Origin of the sequence: Sphingobium sp. 22B (assembly GCF_001580035.1) — a bacterium.
Taxonomy (GTDB): domain Bacteria; phylum Pseudomonadota; class Alphaproteobacteria; order Sphingomonadales; family Sphingomonadaceae; genus Sphingobium; species Sphingobium fuliginis.
This window is the reverse complement of the sequence record NZ_LTAB01000006.1, coordinates 232,373-257,744: the sequence shown is the minus strand read 5'-3', so window position 1 is coordinate 257,744 and position 25,372 is coordinate 232,373. Positions and strand designations below refer to the sequence as shown.

20 protein-coding genes are annotated in these 25,372 nt (G+C 66.7%); 10 read left to right on the top strand and 10 right to left on the bottom strand.

The genetic code is table 11. The features are described 5' to 3' along the window. Positions 1–146 precede the first annotated feature (146 nt). Both A0J57_RS08465 and hutC read left to right on the top strand, forming a co-directional pair. Entirely contained in the window at positions 147–1,475 is a 1,329-nt protein-coding gene (locus A0J57_RS08465) for a formimidoylglutamate deiminase (protein ID WP_061937090.1), read from the top strand. Continuing rightward, positions 1,472–2,167: a histidine utilization repressor gene (hutC, locus tag A0J57_RS08460; RefSeq protein ID WP_044660992.1), complete on the top strand. Its 696-nt coding sequence runs from the start codon at positions 1,472–1,474 to the stop codon at positions 2,165–2,167. The genes A0J57_RS08465 and hutC overlap by 4 nt, the downstream gene beginning before the upstream one ends. 39 nt (positions 2,168–2,206) lie before the next feature. On the opposite strand, the gene A0J57_RS08455 is transcribed toward hutC, so the two are convergent. The 3 genes from A0J57_RS08455 to A0J57_RS08445 are packed head-to-tail and all read right to left on the bottom strand — an operon-like array spanning position 2,207 to position 9,541. Beyond that, entirely contained in the window at positions 2,207–3,052 is an 846-nt protein-coding gene (locus A0J57_RS08455; protein WP_061937201.1) for an oxygenase MpaB family protein, read from the bottom strand. A 45-nt stretch (positions 3,053–3,097) separates the two neighbouring features. Further along, a complete protein-coding gene (locus A0J57_RS08450; protein WP_235600819.1) occupies positions 3,098–6,493 on the bottom strand; it encodes an acyl-[ACP]--phospholipid O-acyltransferase in 3,396 nt (1,131 codons plus the stop codon). 24 nt (positions 6,494–6,517) lie between these two features. Then, entirely contained in the window at positions 6,518–9,541 is a 3,024-nt protein-coding gene (locus tag A0J57_RS08445; RefSeq protein WP_061937087.1) for a DUF2339 domain-containing protein, read from the bottom strand. Between the two features lie 109 nt (positions 9,542–9,650). On the opposite strand from A0J57_RS08445, the gene A0J57_RS08440 reads away from it, so the two are divergent. The 4 genes from A0J57_RS08440 to A0J57_RS08425 are packed head-to-tail and all read left to right on the top strand — an operon-like array spanning position 9,651 to position 12,917. Then, positions 9,651–10,250, top strand: a complete 600-nt coding sequence (locus A0J57_RS08440) for a TetR/AcrR family transcriptional regulator (RefSeq protein ID WP_061937084.1) — start codon at positions 9,651–9,653, stop codon at positions 10,248–10,250. Positions 10,251–10,303: 53 nt separating this feature from the next. After that, positions 10,304–11,452 carry a sterol desaturase family protein gene (locus tag A0J57_RS08435; protein WP_061937080.1) on the top strand — a complete coding sequence of 383 codons (1,149 nt, stop codon included), beginning with the start codon at positions 10,304–10,306 and terminating at the stop codon, positions 11,450–11,452. A 38-nt stretch (positions 11,453–11,490) separates the two neighbouring features. Then, the gene (locus tag A0J57_RS08430) at positions 11,491–12,123 is read left to right on the top strand and encodes a DUF1326 domain-containing protein (protein ID WP_025548464.1); all 633 of its coding nucleotides are present in this window, start codon (positions 11,491–11,493) and stop codon (positions 12,121–12,123) included. A 2-nt stretch (positions 12,124–12,125) separates the two neighbouring features. Beyond that, positions 12,126–12,917, top strand: coding sequence for a DUF2182 domain-containing protein (locus tag A0J57_RS08425; protein WP_061937077.1), 792 nt, complete (start codon positions 12,126–12,128; stop codon positions 12,915–12,917). Between the two features lie 38 nt (positions 12,918–12,955). Here A0J57_RS08425 and fixJ read toward each other — a convergent pair whose 3' ends face one another. From fixJ to A0J57_RS08410, 3 genes are all read right to left on the bottom strand, one after another. After that, the gene (fixJ, locus tag A0J57_RS08420) at positions 12,956–13,579 is read right to left on the bottom strand and encodes a response regulator FixJ (protein WP_025548467.1); all 624 of its coding nucleotides are present in this window, start codon (positions 13,577–13,579) and stop codon (positions 12,956–12,958) included. 67 nt (positions 13,580–13,646) lie between these two features. Continuing rightward, complete coding sequence (locus A0J57_RS08415) at positions 13,647–14,792, bottom strand: sensor histidine kinase (RefSeq protein ID WP_025548469.1); 1,146 nt, start codon at positions 14,790–14,792, stop codon at positions 13,647–13,649. A 20-nt stretch (positions 14,793–14,812) separates the two neighbouring features. After that, positions 14,813–15,628 carry a universal stress protein gene (locus A0J57_RS08410; protein ID WP_061937074.1) on the bottom strand — a complete coding sequence of 272 codons (816 nt, stop codon included), beginning with the start codon at positions 15,626–15,628 and terminating at the stop codon, positions 14,813–14,815. Between the two features lie 114 nt (positions 15,629–15,742). On the opposite strand from A0J57_RS08410, the gene A0J57_RS08405 reads away from it, so the two are divergent. Then, complete coding sequence (locus A0J57_RS08405; protein WP_025548473.1) at positions 15,743–16,105, top strand: hypothetical protein; 363 nt, start codon at positions 15,743–15,745, stop codon at positions 16,103–16,105. Positions 16,106–16,413: 308 nt separating this feature from the next. Here the strand turns inward: A0J57_RS08405 and A0J57_RS08400 are convergent, their stop codons facing one another. Next, complete coding sequence (locus A0J57_RS08400; protein WP_064232696.1) at positions 16,414–18,438, bottom strand: elongation factor G; 2,025 nt, start codon at positions 18,436–18,438, stop codon at positions 16,414–16,416. Between the two features lie 145 nt (positions 18,439–18,583). Here A0J57_RS08400 and A0J57_RS08395 point away from each other — a divergent pair, with 145 nt between their 5' ends. The 3 genes from A0J57_RS08395 (at position 18,584) to A0J57_RS08385 (ending at position 22,313) form a co-directional block, all read left to right on the top strand. Further along, entirely contained in the window at positions 18,584–18,979 is a 396-nt protein-coding gene (locus A0J57_RS08395; RefSeq protein WP_061937195.1) for a hypothetical protein, read from the top strand. 101 nt (positions 18,980–19,080) lie between these two features. Continuing rightward, on the top strand, positions 19,081–21,231 hold the full coding sequence (locus A0J57_RS08390; protein WP_061937069.1) for a TonB-dependent receptor: 2,151 nt from the start codon (positions 19,081–19,083) through the stop codon (positions 21,229–21,231). Next, positions 21,231–22,313, top strand: coding sequence for a PepSY domain-containing protein (locus tag A0J57_RS08385; RefSeq protein WP_061937065.1), 1,083 nt, complete (start codon positions 21,231–21,233; stop codon positions 22,311–22,313). The genes A0J57_RS08390 and A0J57_RS08385 overlap by 1 nt, the downstream gene beginning before the upstream one ends. Here A0J57_RS08385 and A0J57_RS08380 read toward each other — a convergent pair. The 3 genes from A0J57_RS08380 to A0J57_RS08370 are packed head-to-tail and all read right to left on the bottom strand — an operon-like array spanning position 22,292 to position 25,344. Beyond that, a complete protein-coding gene (locus A0J57_RS08380; RefSeq protein ID WP_061937062.1) occupies positions 22,292–23,035 on the bottom strand; it encodes a metallophosphoesterase in 744 nt (247 codons plus the stop codon). The two genes, A0J57_RS08385 and A0J57_RS08380, sit on opposite strands and share 22 nt — an antisense overlap. Then, positions 23,019–23,792: a nucleotidyltransferase family protein gene (locus tag A0J57_RS08375; RefSeq protein ID WP_048575216.1), complete on the bottom strand. Its 774-nt coding sequence runs from the start codon at positions 23,790–23,792 to the stop codon at positions 23,019–23,021. Before A0J57_RS08375 ends, A0J57_RS08380 begins: the two co-directional genes overlap by 17 nt. Before the next feature lie 52 nt (positions 23,793–23,844). Then, positions 23,845–25,344, bottom strand: coding sequence for a CoA-acylating methylmalonate-semialdehyde dehydrogenase (locus tag A0J57_RS08370; protein ID WP_061937058.1), 1,500 nt, complete (start codon positions 25,342–25,344; stop codon positions 23,845–23,847). Positions 25,345–25,372 lie beyond the last annotated feature (28 nt).

The window sequence follows — 25,372 nt, the reverse complement described above, 5'->3', positions numbered from 1 at the left end:
GCGCGGCATCTGCGCTGTTTTGCAACGGCTAAGTCAGAAGCTCGCTACGCTCGCGCCCACCCCTAACCCCTCCCGTTTACGGGAGGGGAATGTCTTGGATTAGCCATCTCCGGCCAATCCCATGCCTTTGGAGAGGGGAAATCGAAATGGCGCTATGGTTCGAACAGGCTCTCCTCCCCGAAGGCTGGCGTCCTGCCGTCCGCATGATTCTGAAAGGCCGGTTCATTGACCGGATCGTTCATGGAATTCCCCCCGAACCCGGCGACGAACGCCACGGCCCCGCCTTCGCCGGCCTGCCCAATGTCCACAGCCACGCCTTCCAGCGCGCCATGGCCGGCCTCACCGAAAGGGCAGGGGAGGGCAGCGACAGCTTCTGGACCTGGCGCGAGGCGATGTACCGCTTCCTCGACCGCCTGAACCCCGAAGGCCTCCACGCCATCGCCGCGCTTGCCTATGCCGAAATGCTCGAAAGCGGCTTCACCAGCGTCGGGGAATTCCACTATCTCCACCACGACCCCAGCGGCGCGCCCTACGCCAACCCCGCCGCCATGGCCGAAGCCATTGCTGAGGCAGCCGGCGACACAGGCATCGCCCTCACCCTGCTCCCGGTCTTCTACGCCCACTCGAATTTCGGCGGCGTCCCCCCCACGGAAGGCCAACGCCGCTTCCTCCACACCCCCGACAGCTACGCCCGCCTGCTGGAAGCCCTGAAACCCCTGAACGCGACCCTGGGCGTCGCCCCCCACAGCCTGCGCGCCGTCACCCCGCAGGAACTCGCCGCCATCACCGCGCTGGCGCCGGACGGCCCCATCCACATCCACATCGCGGAACAGCGCGCCGAGGTCGAAGCCTGCCGCGCCTGGAGCAACCAGCGTCCGGTCGAATGGCTCATGAACCATGCGGAGGTCGACCAACGCTGGTGCCTGGTCCATGCCACCCACATCGCCGACAGCGAACGGAACGCCATCGCGAAAAGCGGCGCCACCGTCGGCCTTTGCCCCATCACCGAAGCCAATCTGGGCGACGGCCTCTTCCCCGCCCGCGCTTTCCTTGCCCAGGGCGGCCGCATCGGCATAGGCTCAGACTCAAATATCCGGATCGATGCCGCCGCCGAACTCTGCCTGCTCGAATATGGCCAGCGCCTGACCCACCAGGCCCGCAACCTTCTCACCGCCCCAGGCCAGTCAACCGGCGCCAGCCTCTACCATCATGCCCGGAAAGGCGCCCAGGCGCTCGGCCATCCCCCCGCCACCCTCACGCCGGGCGCCCGCGCCGACATCGTCACCCTCCGCCCCGGCCAGCCCACCACCGCCGCCCGCTCCGGCGACCGCCTGCTCGACAGCTGGATCTTCGCCCGCGCCCAGATCGATAGCGTCTGGTGCGCCGGCGTCAGGCGCGTTACCGCAGGCCTCCACCATGCCCGCCCCGCCATAGAGGCGCGCTACACCCAACTTCTCAAGGCCCTGCTCGATTGACCCCGCTCCACCGCCGCATCCGCCGCGACATCGAAAGCCGCATCATGTCGGGCGAATGGCGCCCCGGCCACCGCATCCCGACGGAGGCGGAATGGATGGACGCCTATGGCTGCTCCCGCATGACGGTGAACAAGGCGCTGCGCGCGCTCGTGCAGTCGGGCCTGCTCGAAAGCCGCAAGCGCGCGGGCACCTTCGTCGCCGCGCCCCGCTTCCACCGTGCCGCGCTGGAAATCCCGGACATCCGCGCCGAAGTGGAAGGGCAGGGCCTCAGCTACCGCCTCGACCTCATCCGTCGCGAGCGCCGCCGGGCAAGCGCGGAAGACAAGGCGCTGCTGCGCGTGCCCGACGGCGATCTGCTCGCTCTGGAATGCCGCCACTTCGCCCAGGATTTGCCCTATGCGACGGAAACCCGCCTGATCAACCTCCGCGCCGTTCCCGAAGCGGCCGAGGTGGATTTCAGCGCCGAACCTCCGGGCTCCTGGCTGCTCGCCCATGTCCCCTGGACGGAGGCGGAACATCGCATCACCGCCCTCAACGCCGGTCCGGAGACGGCGGACGCCCTCGACGTCCCGCAAAACGCCGCCTGCCTGGCGCTGGAACGCTGGACCTGGCGCGGCGGGGAACGCATCACCTACGCCCGCCTGCTCTACCCCGGCGAACGCTACGCCCTCGTCGCCCATTTCAACGCCTGAACCCCGCTTCCGTCATTCCAGCCCCCACGGGCGCGGCGATCAATCTTCGCCGCGAAACGCCCAGCGCATCGTTCCCGCCAGCGCAAAGGCCCCCGCCCGGACCAGCGGCCGCGCCAGGACCGGCATCGAAAAGCCATGCATCCGCCGCGCCCAACCCGGCAGCAGCGCCACCGCGGCCTGCATCATCATCGCCTGCGCCGGCATCAGCCCCAGCGAGGGCGCTGGCTGCCGCAGCACGATCCGCGCCACCTCCCGCGTCCGTTCCGTCGCTGCCAGCTCGCCGCGAAAACGCGCCATCAGCGCCACCGCCTCGGCCCGGCAGTCCGGCACCGGATCGGCCCCCAGGGCCCGCGCCACCAGCGCCGCCTCGGCAAAATAGCGGTCCTGCTCCGCCAGCGGCATGAACGGCTCGCCATAGGCCATCCACGCGTCGAGAAAGCTCGTCGCCTCGCAGACATGCACCCAGGCCAGCAGCCGGGGATCGCCCGCCGCATAGGCCGTCCCGTCCGCCAGCGTCCCACGCACATGCTCATGCACCTGTCGCACCCGCGCGATCGCTTCCTCCGCCTCGGCCCGTTCGGCATAGGTGGTGACGGCAATGAACCGAGCCGTCCGCCGCAACCGCCCCAGCATGTCGTCACGGAACCGGCTGTGGTCCCAAATCCCGGCAAGGGCGGCCGGATGCAGCATCTGGAGCAGCAATGCACCGACCCCGCCGATCATCATGCCGGTGACGTCGCCATGCACCCGCCGGATCACCGACCCCGGCGGATAGAGCGCCCGGTCCGAAGCGACGACCGGCGCCTCTCCCCGGGCGCTGTCATGAAACACGCCCCGCACCTGGCGCACCAGCAACCGCCGCACCAGATGAGAAGGCCGTTCCACCAACACCCAATCCTTCCCATGCCTTCGACGCAGGAAGGATCTGTCCTACCCGGCCGCCATCTGGGTCATGGACGCATAGTCGGTCTTCCCGGTTCCCAGCAGCGGCAGCGCATCCAGCACGCGGATGTCCCGCGGCAGGGCCAGCTCCGCCACCCCATGCGCCTTCCCCCAGGCCTGCAACGCGGCCGCCTTCGCATCCCGCGCGGTCGTGAACAGCACCAGTTGCTCCCCCTTGCGCGCATCGGGCCGCGTCACCACCGCATGGTCCGCATCCGGCCACACGGCAGAGGCATAGCCCTCCACGGCGGGCAGCGAGACCATCTCGCCGCCGATCTTCGCAAAGCGCTTCGCACGCCCCCGGATCGTCACGAAGCCCTGATCGTCGATGGTCACGATGTCGCCGGTATCGTGCCAGCCCCCTTCCGGCGGTTGCAGCATGCCCGGCGCATCGGCCTTCATATAGCCCGCCATGATGTTCGGCCCCCGGATCGAAAGCCGCCCGCCCTCGTCGATCCCCGGCACATCGTCCAGCCGCGCCTCTATCCCCGGCAACAGCCGCCCGACCGACCCGGCGCGGAAGTGCATCGGCGTGTTGACCGCGATCACCGGCCCTGCCTCGGTCGCGCCATAGCCCTCCAGGATGCGCAGCCCGAACTTCTCGGCATAGATTTTCCGCGTCTCGTCCCGCACCCGCTCCGCGCCCGCGAAGATGTAGCGCAGCGAGTAGAAATCATAGCCATGCGCCATCCGCGCATAGCCCGACAGGAAGGTGTCGGTCCCGAACAGGATCGTCGCATTGGCGTCATAGGCGAGCGCCGGCACGATCCGGTAATGCAGCGGGCTGGGATAGAGCAGCGTCTTCACCCCATGGAAGATCGGCAGCAACGTCCCGCCGGTCAGCCCGAAACTATGGAATACCGGCAGGGCGTTCAGCACCACGTCGGCCGAATTGAAGTCGATCCGCGCCGCCAATTGCCGGCAGTTGGACAGAAGGTTGCGATGCGTCAGCACCACGCCCTTGGGCAGCCCCTCCGACCCGCTGGTGAACAGGATCACCGCCGCATCGTCCGGCGAAACCTTGAGCCGCCCATGCGCGCGCGCGGCAAAGCGGCTGGCGATCAACCCGCGCAGCTTCGCCCCGGTTCCAATGCCTGCCGCCACATCCTCCAGCCAGAGGAAGGCGATCCCCTCCGCCTCCAGCCCCGCGACGACGTCGCCGAGCTTGCCCTGCTCGACAAAGGCCCGCGCCGACACCACCGTCCGAATGCCGGCCGCCGTGCACGCCGCCTTCAGGTTAGTCAGCCCGGCGGTGAAGTTCAGCATCGCCGGCACCCGCCCACCCGCCTGCAAGGCAAAGAAGGCCACCGCCACCCCGGCGACATTGGGCAGCAGCACGCCGACCGCCTCGCCCTGCCGCGTCGAACGCGCCATGACCCGCCCCAGCACCAGCGACCCCGTCACCAGCCGCCCATAGCTCAGCGGTTCGCGCTTCACATCCTCGACGATGGCCGACCCGCGCCCATGCACATGGCGCGCCTCCAGCAGCGCCTCGAACAATGTCCTGTCCGTGTCGGATGTCGCGAACATCATCTGGCTCATCTCGTCATAGAGCCGCCGCCCCGCGATCGCGCGCCGTGCCCGCGCCGTCATCTCGCCCTCGATGGCGAAGCGGCGTGGCGGCAGGACGGTGAGCGTGATCCTGGGAAAGCGCCGCAGCCGGACCTTGCCCCTTAGCCGCGAGAAGGGCGTGAACTGCGCGCCGTCGATCCGGACCGGAATGATCGGCGCGTCGGCCTTGTCCGCGACCATGCCGGGGCCGTCGAACACCTTCATCAAAGCGCCAGTGACGGTGATCCGCCCCTCCGGAAAGATCACCAGCGTCCGCCCCTCGCGCACCGCCTTCACCATCGCCTTGGCCGACAGCGGATTGGTGGGATCGACCGGAAAGGCGTCGAACAGCGACAGGAACGGTTTTACCCACCACGCCCTGGCTATCCGCGTATGCACCGCGAAGGTGGGCTTCCCCGGCAGGAAGGCCGCCAGCAGCAGGCCGTCCAGGAAGGACACATGGTTGACCACGACGACCGCCGGTTCGCCCACGCCGGGCATATTCCCGGCGCCCAGCACCTCCACCCGATAGCAGAGCCGCAACATCCCGCGCACGATCGCCTTGATCACCGTCTCCGGCAGCAGCCAGCAACTGATCAGCGCCACCGCCAGCGTGGCGAAGCCCATCACCCCGATCACGCCGGGCACGCTCTCGCCCCGCGCCAGCATCGCCGTCACCGCCGTGACGACCGCCACCGTGACCGCCGCGTTGACGATGTTGTTGGCCGCAATGGTGCGCGACCGTTCCTCGCGCGGGCTGTGCGTCTGGAGGATCGCATAGAGCGGCACGATGAACATGCCGCCTGAAAAGGCGATGCCGAACAGGTCGACCATGATCCGCCAGCTTCCCGGCGAGCCGACGAATTCGGCTATGCCAGCGCCCGAATGCATGGGCGCATAGGAACCGGTCGACAGCCACAGGTCGATCATGAACCCGGCCAGCGCCAGCGCGGATACCGGCACGAAGCGCGCCGAAACCTGCCCGCCCAGCAGCCGGTTGACCAGCATCGACCCCAGCGCCACGCTGACCGAGAAGATCAGCAGGAAGAAGGTCGCGACCTCCTGCTTCGCCTTCAGCACCCCGCTCACCAGCGGCGCGAACTCCGCCAGCAATACCGCGCCCACGGCGAAGAACCAGCTTATCCCCAGGATCGACAGCCACACGCCGCGCCCATGCCGCGCCGCCTTCAATATATGCCAGGTGCTCCTGACGATGTTCCGCTCGATCCGAAGGCCCGGCACCACGGTCGGCGCGGCCGGCACCGCCAGGCTGGCCAGAAAGCCAAGCGTCGCCAGCCCCACCGCCACCAGTCCCGCTTCCCAGGGCGGGATCACCCCGGCCAGCAACTGCCCGCTCAATATCGCAAGGAAGGTGCCCGCCTCGATCAGGCCGGTGCCGCCCATGATCTCGTCGGCACGCAGATGCTGCGGCAGGATGGAAAATTTGACCGGCCCGAAGATGGTCGAATGCAGCCCCATCAGGAACAGGCAGGACAGCAGAACCGGCACCGATTCCAGCCAGAATCCGGTGACGGCGAGGGCCATGATGACGATCTCCGCCGCCTTCACCGCCCGCACCAGTTTCGCCTTGTCCCAGGCGTCGGCCAATTGCCCGGCCAGCGCGGAAAAGAGGAAATAGGGCAGGATGAACAGGCCTGTGGCGATGGTCGCCAGCATCTCCGCCTTGTCGGGCTCGGCCCGATAGAGGCTGAAATTGGCGAGGAACAGCAGCGCGAACTTCAACAGATTGTCGTTGAACGCGCCCAGGAACTGCACCACGAACAAGGGCGCGAAACGGCGTTTACCCAGCAAAGACAGATCAGGTGCGGACATTTTCTTACCCCCGTCCTTCACGCATTATGCAGCAATAGTCGCGGAGTTGTTAACCGGCTCCCGCAACAGGCGATTATAGAGCCATCCGATGCCGATGAGGCTGAAGCCCAGGGCAAGGAAGGATGCGATCCGCAGCAGCCCGGTCAGCCCGGACGCATCGAACAGGAACACTTTGGCCACGGCGAACAGCATCAGCAGCAGCGAAGCGATGCGCCAGTCCCTGGCGTTTGCGGCCTGCGCCTGCCCGCGGATGCCCCAGAGCAGAAAGCCGATGGCGAGCGCCAATGCGAGCACCGAACGGAGAATATCCTCCACCTGGCCCACTCCGCGCACGGTCAGCAGCGATCCGACGAAAAACTGCCGCAGCAGCGCCACGCCGAACAGCGCGATCAAGGCCATCCGCACGCCATCCGCCATCCGCCGTGACCAGCCATCCGCCACCTTCAGCGCCACGAAGGCAAGGGCCAGCACCACCGGCAGCAGATTGAGGAGGGGCCAATGCCCCACCGCCTGCGGAAACCAGAGCGGATTATGCAGCACCACCGAATAAACCAGCAAATGCCCCAATCCCGCCGCGATGAGGCATGTCCCGACCGCGCGCTCGACATTCTCCCCGGCTTTCGGCAACGGATGGAATCGGGCCAGCGCGATCCGGCCCCGCAACGCAACGAAACCCAGGCCCATCAGCACAGCCTCCCAAAGCGTGCGCTCCGCCAGGGCAAGGCGCGTCACCTCCGCCAGGCTCCCCAAAGCGAAAAGCTGCTTGAATGCGACATGCGCCGCCACTCCGCCAAGCACCGCCGCGACACAGCAGCCGATCCGCCGCCCGACCGCATCCACGGCGGAACCGCCCCGCCACAGGGCAAGGCCCAGCGCCATCGCCGGCAAGGCGATCCGCCGCGCCACCTCGCTTATTCCGGGCAAGTCCCTGACCAGCACGGGTTCACCCACCAGCGACAGCAACACCCGGCCCAGCCAGATTCCCAGGGGCCAGGCGGCCCATAGCGCCACCAGCGCCAAGGCCACCCCCAGGGCGGGCGCCATTCGCCCGACGGCCAGCCGCCGCGCTCCTTCCGCCAGCATGGCCAGCTCCAGCGCGAGTCCCACCGGCACCCAGAGCGCCGGCACCGTCTGCGCCACGGCCCCATAGGCGAGCAGCACCGCCACGCCCTGCGCGACCATCCGCCCCTCGGCAAAGCGCGCCCGCCAGGCGAACAGCGCCGCCATTGCCGCTCCCGCAGCCCAACGCATCACGCCCTGCCAGCCCGGCTCATCCGCCGCCTCTCCCCACAGCCGGACGACATCGTCGGATCCGGCCAGAACCACCAGCGCGCCGAAGGCGAAGCCCCAGCCGCTCCATTCGACCCGCCGGTCCTCCGCCAGCGCCGCCAACCTCAGCAGCGCGGCTGCAACCGCAGCGATCACCATGGCCAGACTCCACTCCGGCAGCCCCAGCCCGCCGGCCACCACCAGCAGCAGCGCCGCGGCGCTCGCCAGCGTCACGAAGCGCGCATCCTCCCGCCGCGTCCCGCATCGCCAGCCCATCGCCATGGCCGCGCCCGGCAATCCGGCGGCCGCCAGCGCCAGCAGGGCGAATTCCCCGTCCAGCCCGACCCGCCAGCATTGCCCCAGCGCGACGGCAAATCCACCCAGCGCCAGTCCTGCGATCTGTCCCGCCTCGACCAAAGCGCCGCGCCAGACCCGCAGCAGGGCCGCGCCGCCATAAATCGCCACCATGCCCAGCATCACCAGGGCGAAGCGACCCATTTCCGGCTGCGGCCACACCGCCGCCAGCAGCAGCGCGACACCGGCGCCGATCGCCGCCAGCGGCCGCAAGGCCGCGTCCCGCCCCAGCCACACCAGCATGAGCGACAGCAGCCCGAACAATCCCCATTGCAGCAGGCCGAAGCCGCCCGTCGCCACCAGCGCCGCCATCTGGCCCGCCGCCACCACGGCCGCGCCCATGCGCAGCAGCGCGGCCCGCGTTCCGGAAAAGGCCAGGACCGGCAACGCCATCCCCAGCATCAGCACCAGCAACCCCACCGACAGCGACGATGCCCAATCCAGCGCGCCCATCGCCAGCATGACGACGCCCCAGCCGGCCCCGCCGACCAGCGCGCTCACCCCCAGCCACATCCAGCGCTGGGTGCGCGACAGCACGCATAGCCCACCGACCGCCAGCGCGAGATAACAGCTTAGCAGGGGCACATTGGGCTGCCCCGCCTCGACCAGGGCGGGCGCCGCCAGACCGCCGACCAGCCCCAGCAGCGCACTCGGCGCGCCAAAGCGCAGCGACAGCGCCATGGCCAGCCCGGTCACGCCCGCAAGCCCCGCAAAGGCGATGCCCGGTCCGACCAGCCCATATAGCATGTGCGCCGCCAGGATCGCGGCATAGAGCGTCGCCAACCCCGCGCCCGCCAGCGCCTGCCGCACCCGCGCGTCGCGGACCCGATCCTCCAGCCGCAACGCCGCCTCGGCCCCGCCGATCAGCGCTCCGCCGAACAGCAGCCCCAGAGCCACTCGCACCAGTGGCGCGAGCAGTCCTGCATCGATCGAATATTTGACCAGCAGCACGCCAGCCACGGCGAGCGTCACCCCGCCCGCCCAGATCGGAAGGCGGCGGCCGAACAGGTCCTCGAAGCTGAAGGAGGGGCGGGCCGGGCGCTCGACTGCCATATCGATGCCTTCCGCCTTTTCCCCGTCATCCGGGGGAAGGGGGGCATCCATCTCCCGAACCTCATCCGAAGCGGACCGCGCAGGAGAGTGAGTCGCGCCTTCGCTGGATCGACGGTCGATCACGACCGCAGGCACGGGGTGCGGGGGAACGGTGTCCATGGCAACCCGCCGCTCCACGACGCTTGCGGGCGCCGCCGTCTTCACCCCGGCATCGTCATCTCCATCCCCGCCGGCGTGCCGGTAGCGAGCGGGGAAGGGCGCGTCTCCGATCCCCCCTTCCAGCAGCGTCAACCTGTGCTCGGCCGCCTTCAACCGCCCGCGCATGTCGAACAGCATCACTCCGAAAACCAGCAGAACCAGCGTCACAAGCATGAGTCGAACCCCTGCAAACCCAGCCAATGGAGTCTCAGCTACCCAAAAATTACACACTGTTCAATAAAATAATTCGACAGCGTTCAATTGATCTTCTATCCGCTTGTCCATGGGCAGACGATCCGACCATAGCCGCGAGCAACTGGAGGCGCTCATCCTGGAGGAAGGCCATCGCCACATGGCCGAGTCCGGCTTCGCCAAATTCTCCTCGCGGGAGGTGGCGAAGCGCATCGGCTATTCGGTGGGCACGCTCTACAATGTCTTCGGCAGCTATGACCGGCTGATCGTCGCCATCAACACACGTACCTTCGACCTCTGGGCCGCCTTTCTGGAACAGCGCCTCGCCAGCCGGCCGCAGGACAGGATCGCCGCGCTGGTGGAGGGCTATTTCCGCTTCGCATCGGAAAACACGAACATCTGGATGGCGATCTACGACCATCGCCTGCCGCCCGGCGTGCCCATGCCGGATGATTATGCCCGGCAGCGCGCCGGCCTTACGGAGATCGTCGTGCGCGAAGTCGCGGCTGTCCTGCCGCCGGATGCGAAGGACGTGGCCCCGCGCCTTGCCCGCTCGCTGGTGGCGACGGTGCACGGCCATTGCACCTTCGCGCTCAACGGCAGCTTCGCCCTTCTGGGCGAGACGGCCCCTCTCGAAATGGCCACCGCGCGGGTCAAGGAAAGCTTGAGGGCGGCAGGGGCGAAGCTTTAACATAGGCAGCAGGCACGGCAGGCGGGGCAAGCCGGAGGCAAAGGGGACATATCATGGCAAACTGGTTCGACAGTCTGGAACGCGACCTGCAATCGCCCCTTGCCGTGCGGCGCCTCGGCAGCGGTTGGTTCTCCGGCTTCTTCGCGCTGTTGCTCAGCATCACCGGGCTCTGTCTGGTCATGGCGCTACGCTGGCCCGACTGGTTTTCGACGCCCGAACTGGCGGCGCTGCATGCATGGGGCGGGCTGCGTCCCATGGTCCATGCGCTGCTGATCGGTGGCTATGCCCTGGCATTGCTCAGCCTGCTTTTGCGTACACGCAAAGCCATCGGCGCCACCGCGCTCATCGTCGCGCTGCTCGCCACCCTGCTGGGCGGAGCGGAAGTCCAGCCGCGTGAGACCCATGATTGGGGCGTGTTCTTCGGTGTCGATTTCTTCGCCGTCAACATGGTCGCCACCGGCCTGATGTTCGCCCCGATCGAGCGCCTCTTCCCACATAGGGCGCAGCAGCGCCTGTTCCGACAGGAATGGCGGGAGGACCTGTTCTATTATCTGATCAGCTCGATGATGGTGCAGCTCATCACCTTCCTCGCGCTGGCGCCGTCCAGCTTCATCAACGCCAACACCGCCGGCCTCGCAGGCATCCGCGCCATGATCGCTGGCCAGCCCTGGCCGCTCCAGTTCCTGGAAGTGGTGCTGCTGACCGATTTCGTCCAATATTGGTTCCATCGCGCCTTCCACCGCATCCCCTTCCTCTGGGGTTTCCATGCCGTGCACCATTCGGCCAGGTCCATGGATTGGCTCGCCGGCGCGCGCATGCATTTCTTCGAGATCATCGCCCTGCGCGGCGTGACATCGCTGCCGCTGCTCACCTTCGGCTTCTCGCCATCGGTGATGCAGGCCTATATCGGCTTCGTCTACGTCTACTCCTCGCTGCTCCACGCCAATCTGCGCGGCGATTTCAACCGCCTGGGCGCGGTCGTCGCGACGCCGCGCTTCCACCATTGGCATCATGCGATAGAGGAGGTCGCGGTCGACAAGAATTTCGCGATCCACTTCCCTTTGCTGGACCGCCTGTTCGGCACCCACCATCTGCCCGACAGCGCATGGCCGACCGGCTATGGCGTGCCCGAACAGGTGCCCCAGGGCTATCGCGCGCAATTCCTCTATCCCTTCCGCCGAAAGCGCGACGCGGCCGCGTGAATCTGCTATGGTCTTCCGGCTGTCAGGGGAGTCGGACCATGGTCTACTGGATGCTCAAGGGCCGCGAATTCGCCAACTGCAACTGTGAATATGGCTGCAACTGCCAGTTCGGCGGCCTGCCCGACAAGGGGCATTGCCAGGCCGCCTTCGGCTTCGCCATCGATGAGGGGCGCCACGGCAGTACCGACCTGTCGGGCCTCAATATCGCCGCGGTCTTCCGCTGGCCCGGCCCGATCCATGAAGGGCAGGGGGAATGTGCCGCCTTCGTCGACGAACGGGCGACGGAAGCGCAACGCAATGCCCTGCTGACGATCATGACCGGCGGCGACACCGCTCCGATGGCGACGGTCTTCGCCGTCTTCGCTTCCACCATCGCCACCATGCACGAACCCAGCTTCGTTCCTGTCGATTTTGAGGTCGACGTGGAAGGACGCAAGGGCCGCCTGCGCATCCCGGGCCATCTGGAAATGGACGGCGAACCGATCCGCAGCCCGGTGGACGGATCGGAAATCCGCGCCCAGATCCACTTGCCCGACGGCTTCGAATATGAAGTGGCGGAGGTCGGCTCCGGCGCCAGCCGCTCGATTGCGCCGATGCGGCTCGACCATGCGGCGAGCTACGGCCAGTTCGCCTATCTCCACCTCGACAGCCACGGCGTCGTCAGGGGCTGACGGTGGCCGCATTTGGCGCGGTGCTCGCCCGGCACCGCTTGATTTCGCTTGTCGCGCTCGCGGTGCTGATCCTTGTGGCCTGGGGCTGGCTGCTTTCGGGCGCGGGCATGGGCATGGCGCCGACCGCCTCCCTGCTTCCGGCCGGCTTGGCGGAAGACCCGATGCTGGCGATGATGATGCCCGGCGACATGCCATGGACAGCCGCGCAGTTCGTCGTGACGTTCGCCATGTGGTGGGTGATGATGATCGCGATGATGCTCCCCTCCGCCGCGCCGATTGTCCTCCTCTACGCTCGCGCCGCACGCGCCTCCACGCGCCCCGCGACGGAGAGCTTCACCCTGGGCTATCTGCTGGTCTGGGGCTTTTTCTCCCTGACAGCCACGCTGGCGCAGTGGCGCTTGGCCACAATGGCGATGCTGTCCCCCATGGCGATGGCGACATCCAGCCGCCCGTTGGCGGCCGCGCTCCTGATCGGGGCAGGGGCCTATCAGATCAGCCCATGGAAGGACGCCTGCCTGCGCCAGTGCCGCAATCCCGCGCAATTCCTCAGCCGCCACTATCGGCCGGGGTGGACCGGCGCTTTCCGCATGGGGATGATCCACGGCGCCTGGTGCGTCGGCTGCTGCTGGATGCTGATGACGCTGTTGTTCGTGGGCGGGACCATGAACCTGGCCTGGATCGCTTTGCTGACGCTGCTGGTGGCGTTGGAGAAGCTGCTGCCGTGGGGCCGCGTGGTCTCCGTGGCGGCGGGCATGGGCTGTATCCTGCTGGCATGGGCGATATTGACGGGCTGACGGTTTTCGGCCGGGGCCATGCCGGGCGCCAGCCCAATCTACGCCTCGTCCTTCTCCGCTCCCGCATGGAAGGCGATCCTCAGCGCTTCGGCCAGGCTTTTCACCTCCAGCTTCTGCATCAGGTTGGCGCGGTGGATTTCCACCGTGCGCGGGCTGATCCCCAGGTCATAGGCGATGGTCTTGTTGGGCAGCCCTTCCACCAGCCCGTCCAGCACCTCGCGCTCCCGCTCCGTCAGGATGTTGAGCCGCGCCCGCGCATCGTCCGCCCGCGCGCTCGCGCCACGGTCGGCCACGGCCACCCGCCGCGCGGCATCGACGCAGCCGAGCAACGCTGCCTTCTCGAACGGTTTTTCGATGAAGTCGCTTGCGCCTGCCTTCATCGCCGTCACCGCCATGTCGATGTCGCCATGGCCCGTCATGATCACCACGGGCAGCATGATGCCCCGCGCCCGCAGCTCGCGCTGCACCGCCAGCCCGTCCATGTCGGGCATCCGCACGTCCAGCAGCACGCAGCCCGGCTCCAGGTCGGCAGCCTCCTTCAGAAAAGGCAGGCCGCCGTCGAACAGCTTCACCGCGAAACCGCTTGTCTTCAGCATGAAGGACAACGACCGCCGGATCGCCTCGTCATCGTCCACGACATAGATGGGGAATGGCTCGCTCATGCTCTGGTCCTTCTTGTTGGCCGCATTTTGCGAGCCCGTCAGCCGTGCCGGCCGACTTCAAAATGCTCTAGTCCGCTGCGTCCAGGGTGAAGTGGAAGGCCGTGCCGCCCCATTGCGACGGTCCGGCCCAGATGCGCCCGCCATGACCCTCGACGATGGTCTGGCTGATCGACAGGCCGACGCCCATGCCGGATGGCTTGGTGGTGGTGAACGGGGTGAAGAGGGTGCGTGACATCTCCGGCGCGAGCCCCGGCCCGCTGTCCGCGACGATCACCTCGACCCTGCCGTTTTCGCCGGGGATGGCGGACAGGCGCAGGATGCGCGCCGGGCTGCCGGCCATCGCCTCCACGGCGTTCTTGGTGAGGTTGATGATGACCTGCTGCAACTGCACCCGGTTGACCAGCACCTTGTCGACGCGCGGATCGACGCTGATGTCCATGTCGAGGCCCCGGCTGTCGACGCCGATGAAGGCCAGCGCCGCCCCCTCCGCCAGCAACAGGCGCAGGGGTTCGGGCTGGCGCATCGTCTCGCCGCGCTTGATGAACTCGCGCAGGGACCGGATGATCTCCCCCGCGCGCAGCGCCTGGGCCGCGCTTTCCGCCATCGCCTCGCGCAGCAGATCGCGGTCCACCGGACCCTCGGCGTCGAGCATGTCGCGCCCCGCCTCCAGATAATTGGCGATGGCGGTCAACGGCTGGTTGAGTTCATGCGCAAGGGCCGACGCCAGCGTGCCCATCGCCGTCACGCGGCCCGCATGGGCCAGTTCCGCCTGCAGGTCCGCCACGCGCCGCTCGGCCTGCTGGCTCTCGGTCAGGTCGCGGATGAAGCCGGTGAACAGCCGCCGCCCCTCGTCCTGTACCTCGCCCACCGACAGTTCGATGGGAAAGGTCGACCCGTCCCGCCGCCGCGCGCTGGTCAGGCGGCCGATGCCGATGATCCGCTTTTCGCCCGTGGACAGATAATGGCCGATATAGCCGTCATGCCTCTCCCGGTCGGGGGAGGGCATCAGCATCGAGATATTCTCGCCCAGCACATCGCTTTCGGCATATTGGAACATGCGCTGGGCCGCCGCGCTGAAGGACACGATCTGCCCGTGCATGTCGATGACGATCAGCGCGTCCGGCACGGTCGCCAGGATCGAGCCGAGCAGCGCCTGTTCCAGGCTGTGCTCGCGCTGCGTCAAGCCTTCCGTCTCATCGTCCGCTACCGCCATGCTCCCACCATGCCGTGGCTTCAGTGCGCCAGCAAGAGCGGAACATGTACCTCGCGCAACATGGCGCGGGTGACGCCGCCGAACACCATTTCCCTGAGCCGGCTATGGCCGAAGGCGCCCATCACCACCCAGTCCGGCTTCAGCGTGCCGACCGCGGCCTTCAGTGCCGCTTCGACGGTCCGGCCATCCTGCGGCCAGCTATGGAACTGGCATTTGATGCCATGGCGGGCCAGATATTCGGGCGCGTCGGTCGCGGGGAAGGGATATTTGCCCGCTTCCTCGACCGTCACGACATGCACCTCCTCCGCCAGCTTCAGCAGCGGCACGGACAGGCGCAGCGCGGCGGAGGCTTCCTGCGAGCCCTCCCACGCCACGACGGCGCGGCCCGTCACCGGAAAGGACTTCGCCTCCTGCGGCACGGCGATCACGGGAACCCGCCCGGCCAGCGCCAGATCGGCCGCCAGGTGCAGCGGGTCGGCGAATTCCCGGCGCGGCCCGGACGGCAGGGTGACGATCATGCCGTCGGTCAGCGTCGCGGCGGACAGCAGGCCATGGACGACATCGCCCTCCACATGGCGCCAGTCCCAGCTCACGTCCTCGCGGCGCAGCCGATCCTCGGTGCGCATTCGCGCCTTTTCGTCGATGTCGTAAAGCTCCGCCATCATCGCGGGGGCCATGGACGCGCCGCCATACATGTCGGCCGCGACGAAATCCGGCATGGCGGTCACCTGCACGCAATGGATATGCGCGCCCGATGCGCGGGCGAGATCGCAGGCCGCCTGCAAGCGGCTTTCCGCGCCATGATCTTCATGAATGTGCAGCAGGACCGATTTCATCGTCTGTCTCCCGGCAAGCGTCTCTTCACCCTCTGGCTAGGACTGCCCCGGCGCGGTCGCCATCAGGAATAATCCTTATATCTCTTTCCGCCGGGGAATCCGATTGCAATGGTCATGAGTTGGACGACCATACGCCTTGAACTTGCCCGGACGCCGGCCTTTCCCAACGGATCGGCGGCCCGAAGCTATGTCCTGCGCCTGCCGCTCGGCAGCGGCGGCGTGATCGACGAAAGGGAATATCGCATCCATCCCGAACTGGCGACGGCGCGGCGGTTCTGGCCCAATGAGCCGGACCGGCACGGTACGCTGCTGCACACCCGGCATGGCTGGGCGCTGTCCTATGAGCCGGGGGAGGCGGATGACGAGAAAATCTATCGGCTGGACGCGCATGCCATCCATCCGGGCGCCTATCTGACCCTGACCGACCCGGACGGGGAATGCCTGCCCTTCGTGGTGAAGGGGCTCAGCCCGGCCTGATCGCAGGCGCGCCGGACCGCCGCTTTGGGTCCTGAGCCTAGGCCCGTTCCCATTGCGTCTGCGCGCGGCCATCCTCAAATGCGTCACCCAACCGCAACAGCTTCCTCCAAAAACATCCTATTTCTCCAACAGGGCCCATTCGGCCTGTCCTATTCCGTCCCTGCCGCGCTATCTCGCGTCCCTCTTTGAAACGTCCGATCAAAATCCCGCCTTCGCATACGCGCGCGCTGGCACGCGCGCGCGTACACTGTGAACTTCGACGTAAAACCGCCATTTTCGGCTCGTCATCATCTGAATGTCGATTGGCTCTAAGCCGGCTCCTTCGCCCGCTGCACGATGCTGTCGGCCAGCTTCGCATTGACCTCCGCCAGATGATCGAAATGCGCCTCATAATGCGCCATGCCCTGGCTCATCGAGCGGATCTCGGCTTCCAGCCCCTGCAACCCAGCCTCGGGCAGGAGGACCTCCAGCATGTCCCAATGGTGCCAGCCGTCCAGCGTCGTCATCCGCAACATCTGGCCCCGGCGGCTCGCAATGGCGGATGTGATGCGGGACGTGGCGGCGCCCGGACTCATGATCGTCACATGGGCGACCGGTTCCAGCAGATAGGGTGACGCCGCCGCCAGGGCGTCGGCCATGGCGATGCGCCCGGCGGTGCGGAAGGCGAGTTCGGAACTGTCGACGCTGTGGAACGATCCATCCACCAGCACCGCGCAGACATCCACGACGGGAAAGCCGAGCGGCCCCCTTGCGACGGCATCGATCACGCCTTTCTCGACCGCGGGAATATATTGCCGGGGCACCGCGCCGCCAGTGATCCGTTCCTCGAAACGCACGCCCTCGCCCCGTTCGAGAGGACGGACTTCCAGCACGACGTCCCCGAACTGGCCATGGCCGCCGGATTGCTTCTTGTGGCGGCCACGCTGGGTCACGGCCTTGCGGATCGATTCGCGATAGGCAATCGTCGGCGCCTGAACGGACACAGCGACGCCGTAACGCCGCTTCAGCCGGTCGACTGCGACGGCGAGATGATCCTCGCTCATGCCGTGCAGCAGGGTCTCCCGCGAACCTTCATCCTGGTCCCAGTGCAGCCCGGCATCCTCTTCGGCCAGCCGGTTGAGGGCGGTGGAAAGCCGCACCTCGTCCTTATGGTCCTTCGCCGCGATCGCCAGCGCGCAGTTCGCCGCCCTCTTCTCCACCGGCAGGCCGGTCTGCGGGGCCGTGCCGGCCATGCCGATCAGCTCGCCTGCCTGAACGGCCTCGACCTTGGCGATGCCGACGATGGAGCCGGCTTCGGCCGCCGGGATCTTCGCCGTCGCCATGCCCTGGATCGCGAACAATCCGCCGGGCCTTAATGGCCGCCCCTTGCCGTCGGCCATCTCCGCCCCGTCGGCAAGCGCGCCGCCGAAGATGCGGGCCAGCGCCAGCCGGCCGACCGTCGCCGCATGGGAGATCTTGAAGATCTGCGCCGCTTCGCCCCTGATCGCCAGTCGCTCCGCCGTCCGGGCGGGCGCGGGCGTGTCATGGCGCAGCATCTTCAGCAGCCGCCGGATGCCGAAACCGTTGGAGGCGGAACCGAACAGCACCGGGACGATCAGGCCGCTGGCGGTCTCCCGCGCCAGATCGGCAAAGACGGTCTCCAGGCTGGGCTGTTCGTCGGACAGCAATTGTTCGAGCAACAGGTCGTCATGGTCGGCCAATTGTTCCAGCATGTGGAAACGCGCCGCGCTTTCATCGTCCTTCACATGCGGGGCGAGCGCGACCTGCTGCGATTTCCTGCCCGCCTCATAATGATAGGCGCGCTCCAGCGCGAGGTCGACGAAGCCCGCGACTCGTTCCCCGGCGCGGATCGGGATCTGGCGCGCCACCAGGGCGGCGGCGCTCATCGGCGCGAGCGCCGTCAACAGGTCCTCTATGCTGCCCCGCGCCTGATCGATCTTGTTGACGAACAAGGCGTGCGGGATGCCCGCGCCCTCCAGCCTGCGCAGCACCGGCTGGGCCAGCGCGGCGCGCTCGGGATCGGGATCGATCACCACGACGGCAAGGTCGGCCATGTCGAGCGCAGATGCGCCATCCGCGGCGAAGCCCGGCGCGCCGGGCACGTCGATCAGCGCGAACCGGTCGCCCATCCATTCGAAATGCATCAGGTTGAGTTCGGTGGAACTGCCCCGTTCGCGCGCCTCCGGGCTGGCGTCGCCCGTGCTGTTTCCCGCCTGAACCGATCCCTGGCGCGGGATCGCGCCGGTTATGAACAGCATCGCTTCGGCAAGGCTGGTCTTGCCCGCCCCGGCGGGTCCGACGAGCGCGATGGCCCGGGTGTAACAGCCGCTCATCCTGGCTCTCCTCCAATCCATCCGTCTCTCTTGATGAAGCCGGTCGCTTGGAACCAGGGATGTTCGTCCCATATCGGCCGGAACGCAAGGGCGAGATCGTCCATCCCATGCTATGGCCCCGCGCAACGATTCATTGGAGAGCGACATGCTGCCCGCCCGGACCTTCAGCATCACCATCGCCCGCGATTGGCGCGCACTTTACGAAATCATCTGGCGGCCGGAATATTTCCCGCGCTGGGCGTCGGGCCTTGCCGAATCCGGCTTGCGGCAGGAAGGCGCGCACTGGCTGGCGGAGGGCCCCGAAGGTCCGATCCGCATCCGCTTCACGCCGCATAATGTCTATGGCGTGATGGATCATCATGTCGACCTGGGCAACGGCGAGCAGGTGTTTGTCCCGCTGCGCGTCGTGCAGAATGGCGAAGGGGCGGAAGTCATGCTGACGCTGTTCCGCCAACCCGACATGGACGATGACCGATTCGCCGCCGACATCCGCTGGATCAACCGCGACCTGAAGGCCCTGAAAGCGTTGATTGAAAGCTAGGGTGCACGCAGGCCCGACCCGCAAAACCCTTCTTATACTGCTAATGACTTGCAACATCCTGCTCATTTGGCTAGCGGACGAACAGCCTTATGGGGGAAAGAATGCATATCCGCTCGTCTGTCCTGTTCGCCACCAGCGCGCTTGCGCTGTTGAGCCAGCCTGCGCTGGCCCAGTCCGAACCTGCAGCCGAGGATGCCGGCCCGATCATCGTGACCGCGGCGCGCACGATCCTGCCCGCCAACGCCCTGCCGATGACCATCGACGTCATCGATCAGGAAACGCTCAACCAGCAGGTCGCAATCGGCGGGTCCATTGTCGATGCGTTGTCCGCGCTGACCCCCTCCTTCTCGCCCACGCGGCAGAAGCTGTCCGGCGCGGGGGAGACGCTGCGCGGCCGCTCGCCGCTTTATGCGATCAACGGCATTCCGCAGACCGCTCCGCTGCGCGACGGAGCGAGGGATGGCTTCACCATCGATCCTTTCTTCATCGACCGGGTGGAGCTGATCTACGGCTCCAATGCGCTGCAGGGGATCGGCGGCACGGGCGGCATCGTCAACCAGGTGACCGTTGCGCCGCCCCAGGCGGATGGACTGACCGGCCGGATGCTGGCGCAGGGCAATGCCGACACCGGCTTTCGCAGCGACGGCATCGGGGGCAAGGTGGCGGGGCTGATCGGCTGGCGTTCCGGGGGGTGGGATGCGACGGTGGGCGCTGCCTATGAGAAGCGCGGCGCCTTTTACGACGGCCATGGCAATCGCGTCGGCACCGACCTGACCCAGGGCGAGACGCAGGATAGCCGGAGTTGGTCGTTGTTCGGCCGCTTCGGCTATGCGCTCAGCGACAGCGCGCGGCTGGACCTGACCATCAGCCGCTTCCAGTTGAAGGGAGAGGGCGATTATGTCGCAGCGGACGGCAATTATCGCATCGACCGCCCGACCAGTTCGGTGCGCGGCACGCCGCCGGGCGTTCCTGCCGCGAACCGCACAGAAAGCGCGGCGCTCACGCTGACCGACGGCGACTTGTGGGGTGGCAATTTCATCGCCCAGCTCTTCTTCAACCGTTCGCGCGACACCTATGGCGGGGAGGTGGCCCCGATCGCCAGCTTCCAAGACCCGCGCATCGCGCCCAGGGATACGCTGTTCGACCAGTCGCAGAACCGCAGCCGCAAATATGGCGGCAAGATCAGTTATGAACGCGCGATGCCGGGGTTCGAGGCGCTGACCGCCACCATTGGCTTTGACGCGCTCTATGACCTGACCGAACAGCGGCTGATCGCGACCGGTCGGACCTGGGTGCCGCCGACCGACTATCGCAGCCTCGCGCCCTTCGCCCAGTTCAATCTGGCGCTGTTCGACAAGAAGCTGCGCGTGGCGGGCGGATTGCGTCATGAGGATGTGCGCATCAGCATCGACGACTATCATACCCTCTGGACCTATGGCGGCGGCGTCGACGTCGCGGGCGGCAGGCCGACTTTCAGCGATACGCTGCTCAATGGTGGCGTGATCCTGGAACCCTGGGCCGGCATCCGCGCCTATGCCAGCTATGCCGAGGGCTATACCGTGCCCGATGTCGGCCGGATCGCCCGCGCAGTGGCCACGCCCGGCGTCGACATCGACGATTATGTGAATATCAGCCCGATCGTCTCCAACAACCGGGAGATCGGATTCGAAGTGAAGCGAGGCCCGATCGACGCCAGCGCGGCCTATTTCTGGTCGACCAGCAAGAACGGATCGCTGCTGGTGCAGAGCGGCGGGGTGTTCGAGGTCCAGCGTCAGCGGGTGGAAATACAGGGGCTGGAACTGAACCTGTCGGCCAGGACGCCGCTGCCGGGGCTGACCCTCTCGACCGGCTATGCCCATCTGATCGGTCGCACCGACGGATCGGACAATGGCATCGACAAGGTGGATCGCGATCTGGATGGCGCCAATATCTCGCCTGACCGTCTGAACCTGGCCGCCAGCTATGTGCACGGTCCGGTTTCAGCGCGCATCCAGACGCAATTCTTCCTGTCGCGGCAGTTCGAACGGACGCCGGGCGCCTATCCGCCGCTCTACCGGTTCGACGGCTATGACGTGACCGATCTGTCGCTGCGCTATCAGACCCGGTTCGGGGCATTGACGCTCGCGGCGCAGAATATCTTCGACACATTCTACATCGATTATTACAGCCAGACCGTCCGGCCCAATGACAACGCCCATTATTTCGCGGGACGCGGCCGCAATTTCACCCTCTCATGGGACTACAGATTCTAGTGAAGCTGATCGACACCCTCCATCGCTGGACCGGCGGGCTGATTGGGTTGCTGCTCGCCCTTCTGGGCCTTAGCGGCGCGTTGCTGGTGCATAAAAATGCCTGGACCCTGGCGCCCCATGCCGGCGACCCGCGCGTGGAGGATGTCCGCCAACTGGCCGAGGTGACGCAGCGCATCATGGCGGATCCGGCGGGACGGCCCCAGTCGATCAGCTATGCGTCCGATGATTTCGGGTTGCTGAAGCTGCTGTTCGAGAATGGCGGCGGCGCCTATGCGGATCAGCGGGGTGCCATGGTGACGCGGTGGAGCAGCCAGTGGGAGCGGCCCGAACTCTGGCTGTTCGACTTCCACCATCATCTCTTTTCCGGCGAGACGGGCGATTGGGTGATCGGCATCGCCGCGCTTTGCGGCCTGTTCTTCGTGTTCACCGGCCTCATCCTCTGGTGGCGCACGCGGCGGACTTTCGAATGGCGCCTATGGCCGGCGCGGATGAGCCGCCCGGCGATCGTGCGGCATCACCGCGATCTGGGCGTCGTCGTCGCGCCGCTGCTGCTGCTGTCGCTGGTCACAGGGGCCGTTCTGGTGTTCCGGCCGATGGCGGCGCTGCTGTTCGGGCCGGGGGCGCCAGCGCAGATCGACAGGGCGCTCGCTCCACCGCCGCCGCGCGACGCCAAACTTGGCGAAGGGCTCGATTGGGGGGCCATGGTCATGACGGCCAAGGCGCGCTTTCCCGATGCGGAGTTGCGCAGCCTCAGCCTGCCGCGCAAGGATAATGGGTTGATCGCAATCCGCATGCGGCGGCCGCAGGAATGGCTGCCCAATGGCCGCACCACCCTCTGGTTCGCGGCGGACAGCGGCGCGCTGGTTGCGGCGCGCGATGCCGCGACGCTGCCGATGGCGGTGAAGGGCTATAATCTGCTCTACCCGCTCCACGCGGCGAAGGTCGGCGGTCTGGCGTTCAGGCTGGTCATGACCCTGTCGGGCCTGGCGATGACGCTGCTCGGCACGCTGACGGTCTGGACCTTCTGGTTCAGGCGTCCCGTAAAACCGGCGCGTGCCCGTCAAATGGCGATCAGCGCGTAGGGACGGTCGAACCGCTCCGACAGCACGAACTGCGCGCAATTATAGACCGGAACGCCGCCGGGCGTTTTCCCCTCAAAGGCGCCGCGATGAGCGTGGCCGTGGACGGCGAAGCGGACATTGTCGAACCTGTCGATCGCCTCGGCCAGCCGTGAGGAACCGAGAAAGGGGAAAATCTCCGGCGGCTCCCCCTGCACCGTGTCCACCACCGGCGCATAGTGCAGCACGGCCACGGTCCGTTCCGTCCGCAGGGATCGCAACGCATTTTCCAGTTTGCGCGCCTCGTTGATCGATTCCTCGACGAAGCCCTTGATCGCGCTTTCCCCGAAAGCGCCAAGCTCCCCCCGGCCGAAACCGCCGACAAAGCCCTTTACCCCGGCAAAGCCGATGCCCTTTATCTCGACCGCCTGATCGTCCAGCACGGTCACGCCCGCGCCGCGCAATATCTGCGCCACGACCTCAGGCTGGCCGCATTCATGGTCGTGATTGCCCAGTACCGCGACCGTCGGAATGGTGCAGCTTCGCAGGTCTTCGGCCAGTATTTCGGCCTCCCGCGTCTTGCCGAAATTGGTGAGGTCGCCGCATAGCGCCAATATGTCCGCCTGAGCCGAAATCTCCTCGAACATGGCGCGGTAGCGATGTTCGGATGCATCGGTGACATGCAGGTCCCCGACGGCGGCGAGGACAAGGCTGTCCTTGGGCCGCGGCTCACTGGTTGCGATCATGGCTCTCCTCCAGCCCCTTGCCCACCACGTCGGCAAAGCCCCATTCGGTGATGTCGACCAGATAGTCGCGCGGTGAAAGCAGCCGTCCCCGGCACACCCGCAGATTGGGGACGGGCAGTTCGGCGCGGGTCTGCAAGCGTCCCAGCAATTCCTCGAACAGCCAGAGCGGGATGCAATGGCGTTCCGTCGGATAGATGAAGCGGAAGTTCAGCAGGTGGATGAGCAGCACTTCCCAGTGCAGTTCCATCGCGTCCAGCAGGCGTTGCCAGTCGATATGTTCATGCTGCCGCAGGATGATGTGCGCGACGTCCGCGCCGTCATAGCGGTAGCGGTCCTGGATGAAGACCTTCGAGAGGATGAATTCGGTCGGCGGCGTGATCCGCACCGTCGTGCCATAGACCTCCGCATGGGAGACATCGCGGAACCATTCCTCCGTCACGGGCAGGCTGGCGGAGGAGATGTTGTAGATGACGTCGAAGAAATTGCCGTCGCGCCAGACCTTGCCGATCCAGCGTTCATCCTCGAATTCGACGCGATGTCCCAGCGCCTTGAAATAAGCGAGGATGCGGGGCGCGTCGCCGGGCTTGCAGAAGACGTCCAGATCCTTGGTCGGCCGCATGATGCCGGTATGGCATCCCAGAGCATAGGTGCCCGACAGCATGAACGGGATGCCGGATTCCACCAGATGCGCAAGGCTTTCGGCGTAGAATTCGGCAGCCTCCGGCGGGGGATCGAAGGTGACGGGGTACTGGCTCATCACCCTGGGGAACGGACAAGCGGGCGCTTCCGTTCCCCTGCCGGGCAGAAGCCTATCGCATCGTCGGGATGACGAAGCTCTGGTCGATCACCGCGCCGCCGTCGGGCCAGCGCTGTGTGATCTTCTTGGTGCGGGTGTAGAAGCGCACGCCGTCCATGCCGTACTGGTCGAGATCGCCGAAGCCCGAACGCTTCCAGCCGCCGAAGCTGTGATAGGCGACCGGCACCGGGATCGGCACGTTGATGCCGACCATGCCGACTTCGACATCGGCGGCGAACTTGCGGGCATAGTCGCCGTTGCGGGTGAAGATGGCGACGCCATTGCCATATTGATGCTTCGACGGATAGCTGAGCGCCTCCTCGAAGGTCTGGGCGCGCAGGATCTGGAGCACGGGGCCGAAAATCTCGTCCTGATAGCTTTTCATCTGCGGCGTCACCCGGTCGATCAGCGTCGGGGCGAGATAGAAGCCCTCCTCATAGCCCTGAAGCGAGAAGCCGCGTCCGTCGACCACGATCTCCGCACCTTCGTCGGCGGCCATTTGGATATAGCTTTCGACACGGGCCTTGTGCACGCCGGTGACCAGCGGGCCATATTGCGCGTCGGGATCGGTCGGGATGCCGGGACGGAGCGTTTCGATGGCGTCCAGCAGCTTGGCGCGGAAGGCGTCGGCCGTGGCTTCGCCCACCGGCACGACCACCGGCAGCGCCATGCAGCGTTCGCCCGCCGAACCATAGGCCGCGCCGACGATGTCGGCCACTGCCTGATCCATGTCGGCGTCGGGCAGGATGATGCCGTGATTCTTGGCGCCGCCCATCGCCTGCACGCGCTTGCCGTTCTGCGCGCCGCGGGCATAGACGTAATTGGCGATGTCGGACGATCCGACGAAGCTGACCGCCTTGATGGCGGGATGGTCGAGAATGGCGTCGACCATCTCCTTGTCGCCATGGACGACGTTCAGGATGCCGGCGGGCATGCCTGCCTCCATGGCGAGTTCAGCGAGGCGCACCGGGACGGAGGGGTCGCGTTCCGAGGGCTTGAGGATGAAGGCGTTGCCGCAGGCGATGGCCATGGCGCTCATCCAGAGGGGGATCATCGCGGGGAAGTTGAAGGGGGTGATGCCAGCGGCGATGCCCAGCGGCTGGCGCATGGAATAGACGTCGATGCCCGGACCCGCGCCCTGGGTGTATTCGCCCTTCAGCAGATGGGGGATGCCGCAGGCGAATTCGACGACTTCCAGGCCGCGCTGGATGTCGCCCCTGGCATCAGCGACGACCTTGCCATGTTCGGAGGAGAGCAGGACGGCCAGTTCGTCCATATTCTGTTCGATCAGTTCCTTGAAGCGGAACATGACGCGGGCGCGGCGCTGGGGGTTGGTGGCGGCCCATTCGGGCTGGGCGGCGAGGGCGGAATCCACCGCCTTCTGGAGATGGGCGGCGGTGGCGAGTTCGACTTGCGCCTGGACCGCGCCGGTGGCGGGGTTCAGCACGTCGGACAGGCGGGCGCCGGCGAGCGGGGCGGATTGTCCATGAATGAAATGAGTAATTGAACGCATTTTTCCGGTTTCCTCTCCTGCCGGTGGA

What these genes read in the sequence shown, in the direction of transcription:
- A0J57_RS08465 (WP_061937090.1), top strand. Translation starts at nt 147, where the DNA reads ATGGCGCTATGGTTCGAACAGGCTCTCCTCCCCGAAGGCTGGCGTCCT.
- A0J57_RS08450 (WP_235600819.1), bottom strand. Translation starts at nt 6,493, where the DNA reads ATGTCCGCACCTGATCTGTCTTTGCTGGGTAAACGCCGTTTCGCGCCC.
- A0J57_RS08445 (WP_061937087.1), bottom strand. Translation starts at nt 9,541, where the DNA reads ATGCTTGTGACGCTGGTTCTGCTGGTTTTCGGAGTGATGCTGTTCGAC.
- A0J57_RS08440 (WP_061937084.1), top strand. Translation starts at nt 9,651, where the DNA reads ATGGGCAGACGATCCGACCATAGCCGCGAGCAACTGGAGGCGCTCATC.
- A0J57_RS08435 (WP_061937080.1), top strand. Translation starts at nt 10,304, where the DNA reads ATGGCAAACTGGTTCGACAGTCTGGAACGCGACCTGCAATCGCCCCTT.
- A0J57_RS08430 (WP_025548464.1), top strand. Translation starts at nt 11,491, where the DNA reads ATGGTCTACTGGATGCTCAAGGGCCGCGAATTCGCCAACTGCAACTGT.
- fixJ (WP_025548467.1), bottom strand. Translation starts at nt 13,579, where the DNA reads ATGAGCGAGCCATTCCCCATCTATGTCGTGGACGATGACGAGGCGATC.
- A0J57_RS08415 (WP_025548469.1), bottom strand. Translation starts at nt 14,792, where the DNA reads ATGGCGGTAGCGGACGATGAGACGGAAGGCTTGACGCAGCGCGAGCAC.
- A0J57_RS08410 (WP_061937074.1), bottom strand. Translation starts at nt 15,628, where the DNA reads ATGAAATCGGTCCTGCTGCACATTCATGAAGATCATGGCGCGGAAAGC.
- A0J57_RS08405 (WP_025548473.1), top strand. Translation starts at nt 15,743, where the DNA reads ATGAGTTGGACGACCATACGCCTTGAACTTGCCCGGACGCCGGCCTTT.
- A0J57_RS08400 (WP_064232696.1), bottom strand. Translation starts at nt 18,438, where the DNA reads ATGAGCGGCTGTTACACCCGGGCCATCGCGCTCGTCGGACCCGCCGGG.
- A0J57_RS08395 (WP_061937195.1), top strand. Translation starts at nt 18,584, where the DNA reads ATGCTGCCCGCCCGGACCTTCAGCATCACCATCGCCCGCGATTGGCGC.
- A0J57_RS08390 (WP_061937069.1), top strand. Translation starts at nt 19,081, where the DNA reads ATGCATATCCGCTCGTCTGTCCTGTTCGCCACCAGCGCGCTTGCGCTG.
- A0J57_RS08380 (WP_061937062.1), bottom strand. Translation starts at nt 23,035, where the DNA reads ATGATCGCAACCAGTGAGCCGCGGCCCAAGGACAGCCTTGTCCTCGCC.
- A0J57_RS08375 (WP_048575216.1), bottom strand. Translation starts at nt 23,792, where the DNA reads ATGAGCCAGTACCCCGTCACCTTCGATCCCCCGCCGGAGGCTGCCGAA.
- A0J57_RS08370 (WP_061937058.1), bottom strand. Translation starts at nt 25,344, where the DNA reads ATGCGTTCAATTACTCATTTCATTCATGGACAATCCGCCCCGCTCGCC.